We start from the raw sequence: 16499 nt of genomic DNA on the forward strand, positions 1-16499 counted from the left end.
CAGACGCCCGGGGGCCTCGGCCCCCGGGCGTCGCCCTTTTCCCCACCCGAGCAGGGAACCCGGCGCGCCGCAACCGGGTCTCACTCACGGAGGTGCCACACCATGTCCCTTTTCCGTACGGCCACCGCAACGTCCCTGGTCGTCGTCTTCCTGACCGCCTGCTCCGCCACGGACACCGCCGCTCCCGGCAACTCCGTGCCCGTCACGCCCAGCGCGGCGCCCTCGGCGCTCGCGCCCTCCCAGCCGGCGCCGTCCTCCCCACCGGCGGGCCCGGCGTCTCCCAAGTCGCCGGCGGCCACGCCGCACAACTCGGTCCCCACCGGCGCGCCGCCCGGCGTGCGCAAGCCGCCCGGCATCCCGAAGACCCCCACGGACATCGTCAAGAGCCCCGGCTGGACCGAGGGCTGGATCACCCGCGGCGGCACCGGCCCCTGCTACGGCTTCGCCGACGTCGACGGCAAGCCGTTCGCGGTCTACTCCGACGCCGGCACCCCCCTGATGAAGGGCGCCCACGTCCGCGTCCGGCTCGTACCCTCCCAGCTCCGCATCAACTGCGGCGAGGGCACCCAGATGCAGATGGAGGCCGTGGAACAGATCTCGTAGCCGGCGGCCCGTACGCTGGAGCGCATGAGTTCGCGGGTGGACGAGGCATGCGTCCTGACGGAGGGCCCCTGGACCCACCGTTTCGTCGGCGCCAACGGCAGCCGGTTCCACGTCGTCGAGGCCGGCACCGGACCGCTCGTGCTGCTGCTGCACGGCTTCCCGGAGTTCTGGTGGTCCTGGCACGACATGCTGCCCCGGATCGCCGACGCCGGCTTCCGGGCCGTGGCGATGGACCTGCGCGGCTACGGCGCCAGCGACAAACCGCCGCGCGGCTACGACGGGTACACCATGGCCGCCGACGTCACCGGGCTGATCCGGGCCCTCGGCGAACGCTCGGCGATGATCGTCGGCTCGGGCGCCGGCGGCATGATCGGCTGGACGGCGGCCGCCTTCCACCCCAAGATGGTGAGCCGCCTGGTCGTCCTCGGCGCGGCCCACCCGCTGCGGCTGCGGGCGGCCCTCTTCAACGACCCCCGGGGCCAGATCGCGGCGACCGCGCCGACGCTGAAGTTCCAGGTCCCCCGCTACGAACACGTCCTGACCAAGGACGACGCGGCGGTGGTCGGCCAACTGATCGAGCGGTGGAGCGGTCCGACCTGGACGCGCACACCGGAATACGCCGAGTACGCAGCCCGCTGCCGAGAGGCGATGCAGATTCCGCAGGCGTCATTCTGCGCCCTGGAGGCGTACCGGTGGGTGTTCCGCTCGGCGCTGCGCCTGCAGGGCTACCGCTTCGTGAAGCTGATGCAACGCCCGCTGATCACCCCGACCCTGCAGATGCACGGGGAGCTGGACACGGCGGTCCTGCCCCGGACGGCGCAGGGCTCCGGCCGCTATGTCATCGCACCGTACGAGTGGCGACTCATCGAGGACGCGGGGCACTTCCTGCACCTCGAGCAGCCCGACGTGGTGACCGGCGAAGTTCTGCGCTGGCTGAAGTCCTGACCCTCGCCCCACCCGTCCGCGTCAGCCGACACGCCCTGGATTCGGTGTCGGCGCGCCCGCCCGACTCGTCGGCCCGACCGGATCCGTGTCGTCAGACGCGGTGTTCGTAGAGCTCGGTGACCTCGTGTGCCGGGGCCCAGCCCTGGTAGACGCCGAAGTCGAACTCCTCCAACCCGAGCGAGCGCGCGACCGGAGCCCGGCCGCCCGTGTACTCCACGCGCAGCCAGCTGTCGGCCTCGGCCAGCACGATGAACGGCTGGCCGCGCCACGAGCAGGTCGTGCGGACGTACACGAGATCGCTGAACTCGCCGGCCTGCAGCACCCGGACGTAGCGCCCCGGGCGCACCTCCTCGAAGCCGTCGCCCGGCTCCGGAGCGTAGATCCGGACGTCCTGCCCGTCGGGCGCGGCGTCGTACTCGCGCCCCTGCCACGTCACGACGTACCCGTCACGCATCGTCCTCGCCCACCTTGCGCCACATCGGAGCGTCACAGTCGAAGATCGCGATCACCCGCTCGCCGCCGTCCGCGTCGACGCGCCACAGCTGCGCCCCGTGCGGCAGCCGGACACTGTCCACCTTGAACTCGGCGATGACATCGCTTCCCTCACCAGGGGCGAAACCGTTGCCACGGAAGGGCGGCCGCTCGATCACCCAGCCGTCCATGGCCCGCAGCGCCTGCTCGCTCTGCCCGCCGTACGGAATGCGGTAGAGGCTGGGCCGGTAAGCCGGCCAGCGGAGCACGAACGCCTCCTTGGCGTCGGCCTGATAGGGCGACCCGTCGTAGAGCAGGCCCAGCGCGGCGAAGATCTCCCCCGGCGTCCGCAGGTGCTCGACCTCGGCGGCCCGATGCACGAAACCGGCGACCCGGTCATATCCCCGCTCGAGGTAGTAGTCGACCTGCTCGGCGGGGACCATCTTCTGCATGGTGGTCGGTATCGCGGCAGGCTGCTCCTCGGAGCGCTGCGCAGCGCCGGCATCCTCCGCCGCATCGTCTTCCAGCCCAGCGGCGTCGCCGTCCGCCGGGTCATCGCCCAACCCGGCCTCGAGGGCCCAGTTCGCGAGGGCGATGACCTGCGGACCGGGGTACCGCGCCCCGACCGCGGACCCGGGATTGACCGCAAAGGACCAGGACGCATCAGGCCAGTTCCGGATCAGCTCCACAAACCGGACAGCGACCGTACGGACGGGCTCGGCGTAGTGCTCACCCAACCGATCGCGGCTGGTGAACACGACGAGGAAGCGATCGTCACCCACATCCTCGGTCCGGAACACGAACCCGGCCTCCCCGGGCGCACTCCCCGGCCGCGAATGGGAAGCGACAGGCACGAGAACGGTGGCCAGCAGCAGCGTGGAGAGGAAGGCGTCGTTGCTGTGGTCGAGGGTGGCGGAGTAGAGATCGCGCTCGACCTCGTTGGCCGGAAGGAAGTCCCCCTCGTCCACCGCCGCACCGACCCCGAAGCGCGGGCTTGCGGGATCGTTCTGTGCGGGAGGCCGGCCTTGGACGTCGCCGGACGCCGTGGCGTGCTCCGGGCGCGGACTCTCCGGAACGCCCCCGAACGGCCCGTCTTCTCCGGCGGCGCCGGAATCGGTGCCTTCCGGCCGTCCCGCCTGTGGGTAACCCGATCCAGGCGTGACCGGCTCGCCCGGGGTCGTGCTCGGGATCTCGTTCCGGGCCTGGTCAGGCGCCTGCTGCCAGGCCTGGTCCGGCGCCTGCTGCCGCCCGGCCCCGCCGCTGACCTGCTGCCGGGCCTCGCCGTCAGCCTGCTGCCGGGCCTCGCCACTGGCCTGCTGCCGGGCCTCGCCACTGGGCTGCTGCCGGGCCGGGGCTTCGGCGGCGACCTGCTGCCGGGCGTCGTCGGGGGCCGCTGCGGGCCCGGGTGAGGTGGCCGGGGCGCCGCCGGATGCGGGCCGGGCCGGCGCTCCAGGGGTCGACGCGGGGACCGGGCGGGTCGGCAGACCACTACCGGCTGTCGCTCCCGGAGGCGTGATCGCCGTCGCGCGCGCCGCGGAATCGGAAGCCAGCGAGCTGCCCGACCGGTTGGCGCCGCCCGCACCCGGAATGACAGGCGGAGCGATGCTGGACCGCGGCACACCGCCGGCCTTGTCCGGCGCCCCCTCGGCCGGGACCGGCTGCGGCTTGGTCGCGGAGGCGCCGGCTTCACCGCGAGCGGTCAGAGCCTGCGCGGCCTCCGCCATCGAGGCGGGACGCTCGGACGGCGAGGTGACCTGTCGCCGGGGAAGCCCACCAGGCCCGACCTGCTCATTCCCGGCCGCCGTAGCGCCGGACGCGGCAGGGCCGGAGGCAGAGCCACCGACCGTGGTAGCGCCGGACGCGGTGGCGCCTGGGGCGGCAGCACCGGCCGCGGTAGCGCTCGCCTCACTTGCTCCGCCGCCTCCGACGCCCGAGCCCGGAGTGCCGGCACCGGCGTCGGCCGGGCGTGCGGCAGCGATGTGACCGGGCAGCGGCGGGGTCTGCGCCATCGGCGTACGCGTCGGCAAAGGCGCGTCCGGCCGCTGCAACGGAGGCAGGCCCATGTCGCCCACACCGCCCTGACCGCCGCCGCTCGACGAAGCGGCAGCCGACCCCTGCCCGCCGGGAGCGCCGGAGCGATGACCGAGCGATTCGAGTGCGCTGGGGCTGCCCGCCGGAGCCGTAGTGCCGGACCTGCCCGCCAGCGCATCCAAGGCGCTACCAGGCGTCACACCCGAGACGGGCGATCCCCCCGGCTCGTGGGCTGCGGCAGCATTCCCCGGCGCGGCGGACGCGTCAGAGCGCCCTGGCGCGGCGGACGCGTCAGAGCGCCCTGGCGCGAGGAACGCGTCGGAACCCGGCGTGGAGGATGCGTCGGAGCGCCCTGGCGCGAGAAACGCGTCGGAACCCGGCGTGGAGGATGCGTCGGAGCGCCCTGGCGCAGAGAACGCGTTGGAGCCCGAGGCGGAGGATGTGTCCGAGCCCGCTGGCGCGGAAGCAGGGGCGGCCGACTCCGGAGGCTGTGCCCGTTCCTGACCGCCCCCTCCGGGCGGAGTGAAGCCGCTGAACGTCGAGGAACCGCCGGGCCCACCCATCCCCGGAGGCGTCGCCGGCACACGTGAGGGCAGCCCGCTGGGCAGAACGGCTCCCGGCGTACGAACGGGAAGCCCGCCCGGACCCACCGGGGGCTGGCCACCCGGACTCTGCCCGGGGCCGGAGGACGCGGACGAACCTCGGGAAGGCAGGGCTCCGGGCATGCCGCTGTCGCCGTACCGGCTCGAACCCGGACTCCCGCTGGGACCGCCGCCCGACGTCGCCGCCGCGCCAAAGCCCCCGCCGCCCGACGTCGCCGCCGCGCCAAAGCCCCCGCCGCCGCCCGACGTCGCCGCCGCGCCATAGGCCCCGCCGCCGCCCGACGTCGCCGCGTCATACCCTTCCGCACGGCCGGGCGCGTCCGCAGTGCCGTAGGTGGGTCCTGCAGGGCCGTAGGCGCTCCCCGGCGCGCCGGCACCCTGGCCTGTCACGCCGGCGCGGTGGTAGGGATCCGCCGCGCCACCGGCTGCTTCAGTGGGGTCCTGGCCAGCCGATACGGGACCGCCGGAAGCCGGTGATGCGAAGCCTTGGCCCGCGTTGGCCGCGAGCGCGGCGGCCTGCATGTCCTTGATCCGGCTGGTGGCGTCGCCCTCCCGAGCCGGCCCACGGGTGGGCAGCCGCAGGTCACCGCGGCTGAGCTGGGCAACGAACCAGGCCGGCAGGTAGCCTTCGATGGGCAGGCCGGGGTTGACCGCCAGCCACCATTCCAGGTTGGGCCAGGTCTCAGCGAGCTCCGCGTACGGGACCCGCCGAGCGGAACCGGTGTAGTCGGAGAGGCACGCCTGAAGGGCCTCGGAGGATGTGAAGGCGAGCACGTGCGTGCGTCCGCCGGTGCTCCACGTGCCCCAGCCCATCGGCGCGCGGCCGGCGAGGGCATCCGCCGAAACGGGCAAAAGCAGGTCGACGCCGGCGAGAATGCGGAAGTAGGACTCCTGATCGTCGGTGCGCAGGGCGTTGCGCATCGCGACTTCGGCGTCCGTAGCCGGTTCCCACTCGGTCACGTCCACCTCTCCCTTCGCGGCGAACGGGCCACCTCAACGCGTACAACCTACAAGGTCAGGCCCCGATCACAATGGGCGGCCGCTTGCATACAGCGAACCAACTCCCCCACCGCCGCAATAGTCGCGCAGCGACACTTCCCCATGGCAACAAGTAGCCACAATTCGGGAAGACGCGACTCAACAGTAACTATCCCGGCACCACCTCATCCGTGTCACCGCCATATCGCCCTCACATCAGGGCCCGGGTCAGCACCCCTGAGGCCCCGATCCAGACCGGCCGGCGCTCCCGGAGCCCTGGCTCCACCGCCAGCGCTCCCGGAGCCCTGACTCCACCGCCAGCGCTCCCGGAGCCCTGACTCCACCGCCAGCGCCGCGGCACCGCCGCTTCACGGCCAGCACTCGACACCCCGGCGCCACCGCCAGCGCCCCGGGCACCGCGGCTCGACGGCCAGCGCCCCCGGGCACCGCGGCTTCACCGCCAGCACTCGACACTCCGGCCCCACCGCCAGCGCCCTGACTCCACCGCCCATCGCCCGCAGGTGAGGGCTCCGCAGCGCCCGAGTCCTGACTCCACGCGAGCGCTCCGGGCGTCAACTTCACCCGCCAGCACTCCCAGGGCGACTCCACTGCCAGCGCTCCGAGGCACCGATCTATCACCTCATGCAAGGACCGGGCTGACGTCGTGGCTCAGCCGCCTGCCGCCCCGACCCGGATCAGGCTCGGCACCGGACAGCTCGCTCAGGCCGTACAGAAACGAAAAAGGCCGGGACCGACCGCTTGGAGCGGCCCCGGCCTTTCCCCGCATCAGCCCGCGAAGCGCTTCTCCGCGTTGCCCTCGGTGGTGGCGTAGTCCTGGGCCGCCTGGTCCACCGCGATCTTGATGTCGCGGAGGATGTTCTTCAGGTCGGTGGACGCGGTCGTCCACTTCTGCTGGCGCTGGGCGTACGCCTCCTGCGCCTTGCCTTCCCAGGTCGCGACCAGGGGACGGGCGTCGGCCTCGAGCTGACCGAGCTGCGACTCCAGCTCGTTCACGGCCTTCTGGATGTCGGCGCCGGCCTGGGCCAGGGCGCCGAAGTTCACGCGAAGCAAACCGTCGTTCATCGAGTGACCCTTCCCACTGTCAGTTCTCGAGCGGCAGGCTGTAGCCGCCGCCACCGGACTTGGTCACCGTGCTCGCGGCTGCGCTGTCGGTGCTCTCGTAGCCGACACCGGACGTGCGGATCGCTTCGGCGGTGTCGGCCAGGGCCTTGTTCAGGTCGGCCAGGTCACGCTGGTACTGGTTCTTGACCGTCTCGAACGCCCGGCCGCCAGCGCCCACCCACGCGGTCTGAAGCACCGAAAGCTCCGACATGAGCTTGTTGAGCATGGCGGTCAACGAGCTGTTGACCTGGTCAAACTTCGCGGCGGTCTGCGCCATCACCGCGGATTCTGCCTGCGTCTGGGCCACCCCGGACGTCACCCCGCTTCCTCTTTCGTCTGCCCTGCACCGGGTCCTCATTGGACGGCCGAACTGGTGAACGACCGGGCCGGCGCACTGACGTGGCCACCAGGTTAGCCCGTCCCGCAAGGTGGCGGGGGACTCCCCTGAGCAGCCGTTATCCGTTCCGATCAGTGACCGTAGCTCGCCGGACGCGGCAAAGGTAACCCGGAGTGCCGGCCTGTGGATATCGACGCCGCAGTTATCCACAACCTTTTCCCATCACCGAACGCAGAGCCATACGATGGCCCCTCGCGAACACAACCACGATCGAAGGGCGGCGCGGGGTGACGGCAGAGGTGGCGGGCGGCCGCAGCTTCCCGGAGCTGAACGGCGGCGGTCAGCGCCTGCCCAAGGTACGCACCTCGCCTGTCCGTTATGGACGGTTCTTCGGTATTCGCACCGGTCAGCTGGTCAGCACCCAACTGGCCGCCGTGGCCTTACTCATCGGCGCCGCCAACGGGCCTGTCGGCCTCGGGGCTGCGGCATTTGCGGCAGTTGTCCTCCTCGCCCTTACCTGGCTCCGCTTGCGTGGCCGGTGGGCGTTCGAGTGGCTCGGCACCGCGTCCCGATACACGGGCCGGCGCCACGCGGTCTCGCTCGACAGCACGCCGAGCGCACTACTCGCGCTGGTCGCACCCGGCGCCACAGTCGAGCAGGCGGGGCTGGCCGGCAATCCTGCCGCGATCATCGCCGACGGGCAGGGTCTCACCGCCGTTCTCGAGCTCGGCGACCCGGCCGGCCTGCTTGCCGAGCTCGCCGGCGCGGCGCCGTCACCGGCCGCACTGCTGCCCTCGGCGGACGCCGAGCATCCGCCCTGCCGCATCCAACTGGTGCTCACCGGGGCTCCGGCCCCTTCCCTGCGGGCGGGCAGCGGCACGCCGGCCAACTCGTACCGTCAGTTGACCGAGGGTCGCCTGCTCGGCCACAGCCGGGCGCTCCTCGCCGTCCGGGTACTGCGCGCCGAGGGCTGGTCCGACGACGATCTGCGGCGGGCCCTGTCCGGGCTGGTCCGCAGGCTGGTGCGCCGGCTCGCGCCGACGCCCGCACTTCCCTTGGGCGAGGCCGCTGCCCTGGGTGCCATCGCCGACCTCGCCCACGGCGACGGCGGCATGGCCCAGGAGAGCTGGGCGGGCCTGCGGGTCGGGGGCCTGAGCCAGGTCACCTTCCGGCTCCGCCGCTGGCCCGATCTGCGGATCGAGACCTCCCAGCGCATCATCGCCCGGATACTCGCCCTGCCCGCGGCGGCGACGACGGTCGCGCTGGGTGCCGGGCCGCATTCACCCTCGGGTACGGACACAGCCGTCGACCTCACCATCCGTATCGCGGCGCCCGATGCCGCGACGTTGTCGCTCGCTACCCAGACGCTGCGCAAACTCCTCGCCGCGGAGCGGGCCGCCGTGCAGCGGCTCGACGGGGAGCATCTCGACGGGCTGACCGCGACGCTCCCGCTGGGCATTCCGACGTCACCGGCGATCCCCGGCCGCCCCGACCTGAACGGTCTCGGCGGCCACCCCGCCGGCCTGCTGGAAGACCTCGAACTGCCGATCAGCAACGCCGGCCTGATGATCGGCACCAACCGCCGGGGTGAGCCCGTCATCGCCCGCCTGTTCCGGCCGGAGCAGACCCGTGCCCTCCTCATCGGCGGCGTGCGCTGCGCACAACTGGTGTCCCTGCGGGCGATGGCGCTGGGCGCGCGGGTGGTGGTTCAGACGGCACGCCCGCAGGCCTGGGAACCCTTCGTACGCGGGGCCGCGGTCCCCGGTGAATCCATCGCGGTCATCCCGCCAGGACGGGCCGTGGACATGCCCCACGGCTCGGCACTGCACCCACTCCTGATCGTGCTGGACGTCGGCCCGGTCGGCGCGGACAGCCGCCCGGGGCCCGGCTGGCAGACCACCCTGGTGGTCCGGGACGGCTTCACCTCGGCGGACGCGGACGTCGCCACCCGCGCCGACCTCCTCCTCGTGCAGCCGCTCCGGGCGGACGAGGCCGAGCTTGTCGGCGCCACCCTCGGCCTGGGCGAGACGGCGACCTGGCTGACCCAGATCCGCGCGGACATGGTGGGCGTCATCAACCGCCGGGCGGTCCGCTGGGCGGCGCTGTCCCAGACCCCCATCGAAGCCCAGCTGATCGGCCCCCCAAGCCGCTGACGCGCCGACCCACAACCGGGCCCGCCCAGGCGTCCGGAATCCGGCCGGTAGCGGACCGGCCGCGCCAGACCGGAAAGCCAGGCCGGGAAAAGCCCAGCGGGTGGACCGGCCGAGCCAGCGGGGAGCACCGGTCGAGCCAGACCGGGCATGCCCGAGCGGATGGACCGGCCGAGGCAGGCCGCGGCTGGCTCGCAAAGCGTGCCCAATCGGAATCGCGGGCAGCATCGGAACCTGGCCGTCCGGCCGGTTTCCGGAGCCGCACCAACAAGATCGTGGAGTGTTGCTGCTCTTGGTGGCCCGGGCGTGGCACCATCGCGAGCCATGGGCATCATCATCCGGCTGGTGATCACCGCCGTCTCGCTGTGGATCGCCACTCTGGTCATCGACGGCATCCAGCTCACGACCGACTCGGTACCCGGGAAGGTTGGGGCGCTCGTTGCCGTCGCTGTCATCTTCGGCATCGTGAACGCCGTGCTGCGGCCGATCATCAAGACGATCGGGTGCGGGTTGTACGTTCTCACCCTCGGCCTGATCTCCGTGGTGGTGAACGGCCTCCTCTTCCTGCTCACCAGCTGGATCGCCGGCCGGCTCGACGTGCCGTTCCACGTGGAGGACTTCTGGCCCAGCGCGGTCCTCGGCGCCCTCCTCGTCGGCATCGTGAGCTGGGTCCTCAACATGCTCGTTCCCGACGGCGACGACTGACCCCTCCGAAGCAAGCAATCGAGACGCCATAGCGACCGGTCCCGCCCCGAGCAGGGCCGGTCACGCTACAGAGCGCACCCCGCAAACCGGGGCGGGCACGCTACAAAACGCACCCGCAAGCAGGGCCGCTCACGCTACAAAGCGCACCCCCTCAAGCAGGGGCAGGCACGCTACAAAGCACCCAAGCAGGGCCGGTCACGCGACAAAACGCCCCCAAGCAGGGCCGCTCACACCACAAACCGCACCCCGTGAGCAGGGTCGGGCACGCCGCAGCGGACGCCCCCGCGAGCAGCACCGGACACGCTGCCAGGGACAACCCCGCACGAACGCGAGCCCGTCGAGCGAGGCACGGGAAAACGCCACGCGCAGCAGAACGGCCGCGGGCCAAACCTGACCAAACCCCCAACCGACACCGCCGGCACCCGGTGAGCTTCCACATATGCAAGGAGCGAACCACAGACCGGCCCTTACGGTGGAGACATGGGCGACGAGCGGCGCGGATACCTGTACGGCCTGATCGCGTACATCCTCTGGGGCTTCTTCCCGATCTACTTCAAACTGCTCCAGCCCTCCCCGCCCCTCGAGATCCTGGCCCACCGCGTCATCTGGTCCGTCGTCTTCATCACCCTCCTCCTCGCCGCGGCTCGCAACTGGCGGTTCGCCGGCCGGCTCGTCCGGGACCGGCGGCTGCTGGGCGGGGTCGTGCTTGCCGCCGTACTCATCGGGGTGAACTGGGCGACCTACATCTACGGCGTCAATTCCTCGCGGGTCGTCGAGACGGCTCTCGGCTACTTCATCACTCCCCTGGTCGTCGTGCTGCTCGGTGTCACCGTGCAGCGGGAGCGCCTGCGGGGGTGGCAGTGGGTGGCCGTCGGGATCGGCGGGGTCGCCGTGGGCGTGCTGACCTTCGACTACGGCCGGCTGCCCTACATCGCGTTGCTGCTGGCGGCCACCTTCGGCTCGTACAGTCTGGTGAAGAAGCGGCTGTCGGTGCCGCCGGCCGAGGGGTTGTTCGTGGAGTCCGCCGTGCTGGCGGTTCCTGCCCTGGTCTACCTGTGGTGGTTGAACGGGGACGCCCAGTTCGGGCAGGTCTCGGCCTGGCACACCACGCTCATGGTGCTGTCGGGTGTCGCCACTGCCGTACCGTTGCTGCTCTTCGCCGGGGCCGCCAACCGGGTGCCGCTGGTCGGTCTGGGCATCCTTCAGTACGTCGCGCCGATTCTGCAGCTTGCCTGCGGGATCCTGCTCTTCCACGAGCCGATGCCGCCCGCGCGCCTCGCCGGGTTCGCGCTGGTCTGGATCGCGCTGGTGATCTTCACCGTGGACGGGGTCAGAGGCGCCAGAACGGTGGCCGGCCCCGCGGCCGCCACCGCGGAGCCGGTCACCGCCCTGCCGCCGCGCTGACGGCCGGGCCGTCAGGGGACGTCGTACGCCAGCAGCGTCCGCCCGTCGTTGCGGACCAGCGCCAGCCGGGCGAGCGAGCCGCCGGCGAAGTGGGTGACGCCGGACATGCTGAACTCCTTGCCGGGCGAGGCGGTCCAGGAGCCGAGTTGCTCGCTCTCCTTGTCCGGCCCGTACGCCATCAGCCGGATCGTGTACGACTCCGAGTCGGCGTCCACCCGGTTGTACGCGCACCGAAGCTTGATCTTGGTGCCGCCCGCCGCGCCGGCGAGGTTGAGCTGAGCGGTCACCGGCACCCGGTCGGAGGCCGCCGTCATCGCCACCGTCGGGCCCCAGGAGTCGGTGTCACCGTTGCCGCCCCGGCCGCCCGTCCAGAAGACCGCGCCGATGCCCACCACAAGGGCGAGGCAGGCCGCCGCGAGGGCCGTGCCCAGCACCCGCCACCGGACGCGCTTGCGTTCCTGGCGCCGCGTCGTCTGCGCGACCGAGACCAGGTCCGGCATGCTGACCCGGCGGCGCGCCGGCGGCGTGGGGTCCGGATCCAGCAGGCGTTCGAAGTCGGACGGGTCGAGGCGGCCGAGCAGCCCGGGCAGGACCGCGATGTCGGCCACCGCCTCCCGGCAGAACGAGCAGGTGGCCAGGTGCCGTTCGTACGCGGTGCGCTCGGACGGCGACAGGGCGCCCAGGACGTACGCGCCGTCGTCGTGCTCGTGGTCGCATCTCATCCTGTCACCCCCATTTCGTTCAGCACCATGCGCAGCGAGCGAAGGGCGTAGTGCGTGCGCGACTTCACCGTTCCCGGCGGCACGCCCAGCCGGGCCGCCGCCTCGGCGACCGAACGGCCCTGGTAGAAGCATTCGACCAGGACCTCGCGATGGCTGGTCGAGAGCCGTCCCAGCGCCTCGGCGACCGTCCAGGCCTCCACCGCCCGGTCCGCCTCGTCCGCGCTGGGCGGAGGCTCGGGAATCATGTCCGTGACCACCTCGCCGACCCGTACCGACCGCCGCCGCCAGGCATCGATGGCCAGGTTCCGCGCGGTGGTGAACAGCCATGACCGCACCGTGCCGCGCTCGGGGTCCAGCGCCTCGGGATAGCGCCAGGCCCGCAGCAGCGTTTCCTGCACGAGGTCCTCGGCCCGCTGGCGGTCGCCCCCGGAGAGGCGCACCGCGTGCGCGAACAGGGCGTCCCCGTGCTCGTCCTGCAGGGCGCGCAGCAGTTCGGCGTCGTGACTCTCCAAGGCTGCCGACCTCCCTCGCGCGTTCCACCCTGTCTTACGGGCGAGGAAGGCCGGCGGGTTCAACCGAACCTATGCCGTGGCGGCGTCCCCGGTGGAGAGAGCCTCGGCGACGTTGCGTGCGGCCGCGGTCAGCTTGGCCCGGACCACGCGGGCGGAGGTCAGCATCTCCGCCGCCGGCAGGGAGCAGGCGAGCACCAGCCGGCGTTCCATGTCGCGGTCGGTGATGACGTTGACCGCGGCACAGGCGAGTCCCTGGCGGAACTGGCCCATCTCCAGCTGCATGCCCCGTCGCTCGCCCGCGGCGAGGTCGGCTTCGAGAGCCTCGGGGGTGGTCAGGGTGGCCGGGGTGAAGGCGCGCATGCCCCAGTCGCGCAGATATCGGGCGCGCTGGTCGGCGGTGAGCGTGGCCAGCAGGGCCTTGCCGAGCGCCGTGGCATGGCTGCCCTCGTCGAAGCCGGGGACCATGTCGTCCATGAACGGCGAGCGGGCGCCCTCGGCGCAGGCGGTCACCGCGATCCGGCCGCCGACGAACCTGCCGAGGTAGTGGCTGTAGCCGGTCTCGATCGCCGCACGCCGCAACGCCTCGCCGACCGAGGGCGGGCCACGAAACGCCGAGACCAGTTCTCGGTACCGGTCGGCGATCTCCAGGCCGACGATGTACGTGCCGTCCTCACGCCTGATCACGTAGCCCTCGTACGCCAGGGTGCGTACGAGGTGGTACGTCGTCGCAACGGTCAGCTCGCACCGTCGGGCGATCTGTTTCACGGTGAGTCCGCGCGGGGCCCGACCTACCGATTCGAGCACACGCAGGGCGCGTGACACGCTCCGGATGAGATCTGACGGCTCCGCCAGGGGGTCGCGCACTGCTACCTCCGACGCCGGGGACTTACACCATATGAATAATCTTCCCCCGACGGAATGCCTAGAGCGTGTCGACCATGACCAATCTCTACGGCACGTGTGGTTCTTGATACTCACCGTCTAGATCGACGGGCTCACCGATGCCCTCGAAGACCGCCACGACACCACCGTGACCAGCGCCGATGCGCGTGGCATTAGCACGATCCGCGCGCACCCGGTGCCCCGGCCCGCCGCCGGCGGCGCGGCCGCAAAGGCGTACGGCGCAAGGAGAATTCCCATACCTGAGACGGGAACCCCACGATGTGGACGGTCAGCTTGTGCGATCGGCGATGAAGTCGCACAGCGACTCCATCGCGCGCCGCGGCGACCCGTCCGGCAGCGGCGCGAGCCGCGCACGAGCATCCTCCGCATAGGTGCGGACGGTCTCGCGGGCCCGCTTCATCGCGCGCGACTCGCGCAGCAGCCCGAGCGCCTCGGCGTGCAGCGCGTCGTCCACGAGCGGCCCGGAACCGAGCAGCTCCCGCAGGCGCACGGCGGAGGCGTCCGCATCGTCGCCGGCGAGCGCGTAGAGCACCGGCAGGGTGGGGACACCCTCGCGCAGGTCGGTGCCGGGAGTCTTGCCGGACTGCACGGACTCCGACGCGATGTCGAGCAGGTCGTCGGAGAGCTGGAAGGCGATGCCGATCGTCTCGCCGTACCCGGCGAGGGCCTCGATGTGCGCCGGCGTCGCGCCGGAGAAGAGCCCGCCGAAGCGGGCCGACGTCGCGATGAGCGACGCGGTCTTCTCGGCGATGACGTGCAGGTAGTGCTCGATCGCATCGCTGCCGCGCGGACCGACCGTCTCGGCGATCTGGCCGTGCACGAGCCGGGAGAAGGTCTGCGCCTGCAGGCGGACGGCCTCGGTACCCAGCGTGGCCGCGATGTCGGCGGCCCGGGCGAAGAGGTAGTCACCGACGAGGATCGCCACGGAGTTGCCCCAGCGGGCGTTGGCGCTCGGCGCCCCGCGCCGCACGGCCGCCTCGTCCATGACGTCGTCGTGGTAGAGCGTCGCCAGATGGGTGAGCTCGACGACCAGGGCCGCCGGCACGATCTCGGCCCGCGCCGGGTCGCCGAACTGCGCGCCCAGCGCCACGATCAGCGGCCGGAACCGCTTGCCGCCCGCGTCCATCAGGTGCCGGGCGGCGTCGGCCACCAGAGGGTCGGCGCTGGCGACGTTGTGCCGCAGCCGATCCTCCACCACGGCGAGCGTCGCCGAGACCGACGCGTCGACCGCGGGGTCGATGTCGATGCCGAGCGACGTCAGCGCGCTGTCAGCAGTCACGCATTCACGATGCCATACCGGTTCCGCGAGGGTGGTGCAGGGGGTTCGAGATCAAAATCATGCTTCACGTACGGGCACCGCCGGCTCCCGTGGCACACGGGCTGAGGAGGTGCCTGGTCGCGCCCGCACTCGGCCGCCGGGCGGAGCTGCCGGGAAAGCAGACAGCCCCGGCCATCCGGCCGGGGCTGTCGTGAGAACCGCTTATCGCACGAACTGCGCGGCGTCGTTGGTCAGGTCCAGCAGCGGGGCCGGGACCACGCCGAGCGCGAACGTCGCGATCACGCCGATGGTCAGGGCCGCCGCGGTCAGGAAGCCCGGGATGGAGACCGCCGGGGTGGTCTCGCCCGGCTCGGACAGCCACATCATCACGATGACCCGCAGGTAGGGGAACGCCAGCACCATGCTGGTGATGACGCCGACGATGACCAGCCAGGTCTGCCCGCCCTCGATCGCCGCGCCGAAGACCGCGAACTTGCTGGTGAAGCCGCTGGTGAGCGGGATGCCCGCGAAGGCCAGCAGGATGAACGAGAAGACGCCGGCGAAGACCGGGCTCTTACGGCCCAGCCCGGCCCAGCGCGACAGGTGGGTGGCCTCGCCCTCGGCGTCGCGCACCAGGGAGACGATGCCGAACGCGGCCAGCACGGAGAAGCCGTACGCGACCAGGTAGAACATCGTGCTGGACAGGCCGTCCTTGTTGAGCGCCAGGACGCCCACCAGCAGGTAGCCCGCGTTCGCGATCGACGAGTACGCCAGCAGCCGCTTCATGTCGGTCTGGGTGACCGCCAGGACGGCGCCGACCAGCATGGTCAGGATGGCGATCACGCCGAGCACCGGCTGGAAGTCCCAGCGGACGCCGTCGAACGCCACGTAGAGCACGCGCAGCAGCGCGCCGAACGCCGCCACCTTGGTGCAGGCCGCCATCAGCGCGGTGACCGGCGTCGGGGCGCCCTGGTAGACGTCCGGCGTCCAGACGTGGAACGGCGCCGCCGCGCTCTTGAACAGCAGTCCGATGGCCACCAGCGCGAGCCCGCCGAAGAGCAGGATCTCGCTGCGGGCGGGATCGGCCACCGCGGCATGGATGGACGCCAGGTCCACGGCCCCGCTGAAGCCGTAGATGAGCGCCACCCCGAACAGGAAGAAGGCGGAGGCGTACGAGCCCAGCAGGAAGTACTTCAGCGCCGCTTCCTGGCTCAGCAGGCGCCGCCGGCGGGCCAGGGCGCAGAGCAGGTAGAGGGGCAGCGAGAAGACCTCGAGCGCGACGAACATGGTCAGCAGGTCGTTCGCCGCGACGAAGAGCAGCATGCCGCCGAAGGCGAAGACCGCCAGCGGGTAGACCTCGGTGGCGCCCGGCTGGCCGTCGGCCTGCTTGAGGTCCTTCTGCGAGCCGACCGTGATCGCCGCCTGGGAGACGAACGCGCCGCCGGCCTCGATCGAGCGTTCCCCGATCAGCAGCAGCGAGACGATGCCCAGCAGCAGGATCGAGCCCTGCAGGAACAGCGTGGGCCCGTCGACCGCGATCGCGCCGCCGATGGTGACCAGCCGCTTGTCGCGGACCCAGATCACCATGGTCAGCGCGGCGACCAGGGACACCAGTGCGAGACCGAGCTGGACGCCGTGGCGCCGGTTCTTCGGCACCATGGCCTCGAACAGCACGCCCACGCAGGCCGCCCCGAAGAGGATCAACATCGGCGCGAGGGCCGCGTAGTCGATGTCGGGAAGTTTGAGCTCTCCCATG

14 protein-coding genes are annotated in these 16499 nt (G+C 71.8%); 5 read left to right on the forward strand and 9 right to left on the reverse strand.

Annotated features, from left to right (window positions below):
* Positions 1-102: 102 nt before the first annotated feature.
* Both IEY99_RS22675 and IEY99_RS22680 read left to right on the forward strand, forming a co-directional pair.
* Positions 103-603, forward strand: a complete 501-nt coding sequence (locus tag IEY99_RS22675) for a hypothetical protein (RefSeq protein ID WP_189206043.1) — start codon at positions 103-105, stop codon at positions 601-603.
* Between the two features lie 24 nt (positions 604-627).
* On the forward strand, positions 628-1548 hold the full coding sequence (locus IEY99_RS22680; protein ID WP_189206044.1) for an alpha/beta fold hydrolase: 921 nt from the start codon (positions 628-630) through the stop codon (positions 1546-1548).
* A gap of 91 nt (positions 1549-1639) precedes the next feature.
* Here the strand turns inward: IEY99_RS22680 and IEY99_RS22685 are convergent, their stop codons facing one another.
* The 4 genes from IEY99_RS22685 to IEY99_RS22705 all read right to left on the reverse strand — a co-directional run bounded on the left by IEY99_RS22685 (position 1640) and on the right by IEY99_RS22705 (position 7071).
* A complete protein-coding gene (locus IEY99_RS22685) occupies positions 1640-2002 on the reverse strand; it encodes a UCP033725 family protein (RefSeq protein WP_189206045.1) in 363 nt (120 codons plus the stop codon).
* A complete protein-coding gene (locus tag IEY99_RS34425) occupies positions 1995-5612 on the reverse strand; it encodes an SseB family protein (RefSeq protein ID WP_229799108.1) in 3618 nt (1205 codons plus the stop codon). Before IEY99_RS34425 ends, IEY99_RS22685 begins: the two co-directional genes overlap by 8 nt.
* 804 nt (positions 5613-6416) lie before the next feature.
* Positions 6417-6713: a WXG100 family type VII secretion target gene (locus IEY99_RS22700; RefSeq protein WP_189206046.1), complete on the reverse strand. Its 297-nt coding sequence runs from the start codon at positions 6711-6713 to the stop codon at positions 6417-6419.
* A gap of 19 nt (positions 6714-6732) precedes the next feature.
* Entirely contained in the window at positions 6733-7071 is a 339-nt protein-coding gene (locus IEY99_RS22705; RefSeq protein WP_373293418.1) for a WXG100 family type VII secretion target, read from the reverse strand.
* Between the two features lie 305 nt (positions 7072-7376).
* On the opposite strand from IEY99_RS22705, the gene IEY99_RS22710 reads away from it, so the two are divergent.
* The 3 genes from IEY99_RS22710 (at position 7377) to rarD (ending at position 11348) form a co-directional block, all read left to right on the forward strand.
* The gene (locus IEY99_RS22710) at positions 7377-9242 is read left to right on the forward strand and encodes a type VII secretion protein EccE (RefSeq protein ID WP_229799109.1); all 1866 of its coding nucleotides are present in this window, start codon (positions 7377-7379) and stop codon (positions 9240-9242) included.
* 321 nt (positions 9243-9563) lie between these two features.
* Positions 9564-9944: a phage holin family protein gene (locus IEY99_RS22715; RefSeq protein ID WP_189206047.1), complete on the forward strand. Its 381-nt coding sequence runs from the start codon at positions 9564-9566 to the stop codon at positions 9942-9944.
* Positions 9945-10424: 480 nt separating this feature from the next.
* Positions 10425-11348 (forward strand): EamA family transporter RarD, encoded by a 924-nt coding sequence (rarD, locus tag IEY99_RS22720; RefSeq protein ID WP_189206048.1) that lies wholly within the window; start codon positions 10425-10427, stop codon positions 11346-11348.
* Positions 11349-11359: 11 nt separating this feature from the next.
* Here the strand turns inward: rarD and IEY99_RS22725 are convergent, their stop codons facing one another.
* The 5 genes from IEY99_RS22725 to nuoN all read right to left on the reverse strand — a co-directional run bounded on the left by IEY99_RS22725 (position 11360) and on the right by nuoN (position 16498).
* The gene (locus tag IEY99_RS22725) at positions 11360-12070 is read right to left on the reverse strand and encodes an anti-sigma factor family protein (protein ID WP_189206049.1); all 711 of its coding nucleotides are present in this window, start codon (positions 12068-12070) and stop codon (positions 11360-11362) included.
* The gene (locus IEY99_RS22730; RefSeq protein ID WP_229799169.1) at positions 12067-12561 is read right to left on the reverse strand and encodes a sigma-70 family RNA polymerase sigma factor; all 495 of its coding nucleotides are present in this window, start codon (positions 12559-12561) and stop codon (positions 12067-12069) included. Before IEY99_RS22730 ends, IEY99_RS22725 begins: the two co-directional genes overlap by 4 nt.
* Before the next feature lie 90 nt (positions 12562-12651).
* Positions 12652-13446, reverse strand: a complete 795-nt coding sequence (locus IEY99_RS22735) for an IclR family transcriptional regulator (RefSeq protein ID WP_189206051.1) — start codon at positions 13444-13446, stop codon at positions 12652-12654.
* Positions 13447-13753: 307 nt separating this feature from the next.
* Positions 13754-14746, reverse strand: a complete 993-nt coding sequence (locus tag IEY99_RS22740; protein ID WP_373293425.1) for a polyprenyl synthetase family protein — start codon at positions 14744-14746, stop codon at positions 13754-13756.
* A 219-nt stretch (positions 14747-14965) separates the two neighbouring features.
* The gene (nuoN, locus tag IEY99_RS22745) at positions 14966-16498 is read right to left on the reverse strand and encodes an NADH-quinone oxidoreductase subunit NuoN (RefSeq protein ID WP_189206053.1); all 1533 of its coding nucleotides are present in this window, start codon (positions 16496-16498) and stop codon (positions 14966-14968) included.
* Position 16499 lies beyond the last annotated feature (1 nt).

Source organism: Couchioplanes azureus (genome assembly GCF_014648355.1).
Taxonomy (GTDB): Bacteria; Actinomycetota; Actinomycetes; order Mycobacteriales; family Micromonosporaceae; genus Actinoplanes; species Actinoplanes azureus.

Bases quoted from the DNA above. Each gene is read 5' to 3' on its own strand.
- IEY99_RS22675 (WP_189206043.1), top strand. From the start codon at position 103: ATGTCCCTTTTCCGTACGGCCACCGCAACGTCCCTGGTCGTCGTCTTC.
- IEY99_RS22680 (WP_189206044.1), top strand. From the start codon at position 628: ATGAGTTCGCGGGTGGACGAGGCATGCGTCCTGACGGAGGGCCCCTGG.
- IEY99_RS22685 (WP_189206045.1), bottom strand. From the start codon at position 2,002: ATGCGTGACGGGTACGTCGTGACGTGGCAGGGGCGCGAGTACGACGCC.
- IEY99_RS22700 (WP_189206046.1), bottom strand. From the start codon at position 6,713: ATGAACGACGGTTTGCTTCGCGTGAACTTCGGCGCCCTGGCCCAGGCC.
- IEY99_RS22715 (WP_189206047.1), top strand. From the start codon at position 9,564: ATGGGCATCATCATCCGGCTGGTGATCACCGCCGTCTCGCTGTGGATC.
- rarD (WP_189206048.1), top strand. From the start codon at position 10,425: ATGGGCGACGAGCGGCGCGGATACCTGTACGGCCTGATCGCGTACATC.
- IEY99_RS22725 (WP_189206049.1), bottom strand. From the start codon at position 12,070: ATGAGATGCGACCACGAGCACGACGACGGCGCGTACGTCCTGGGCGCC.
- nuoN (WP_189206053.1), bottom strand. From the start codon at position 16,498: ATGGGAGAGCTCAAACTTCCCGACATCGACTACGCGGCCCTCGCGCCG.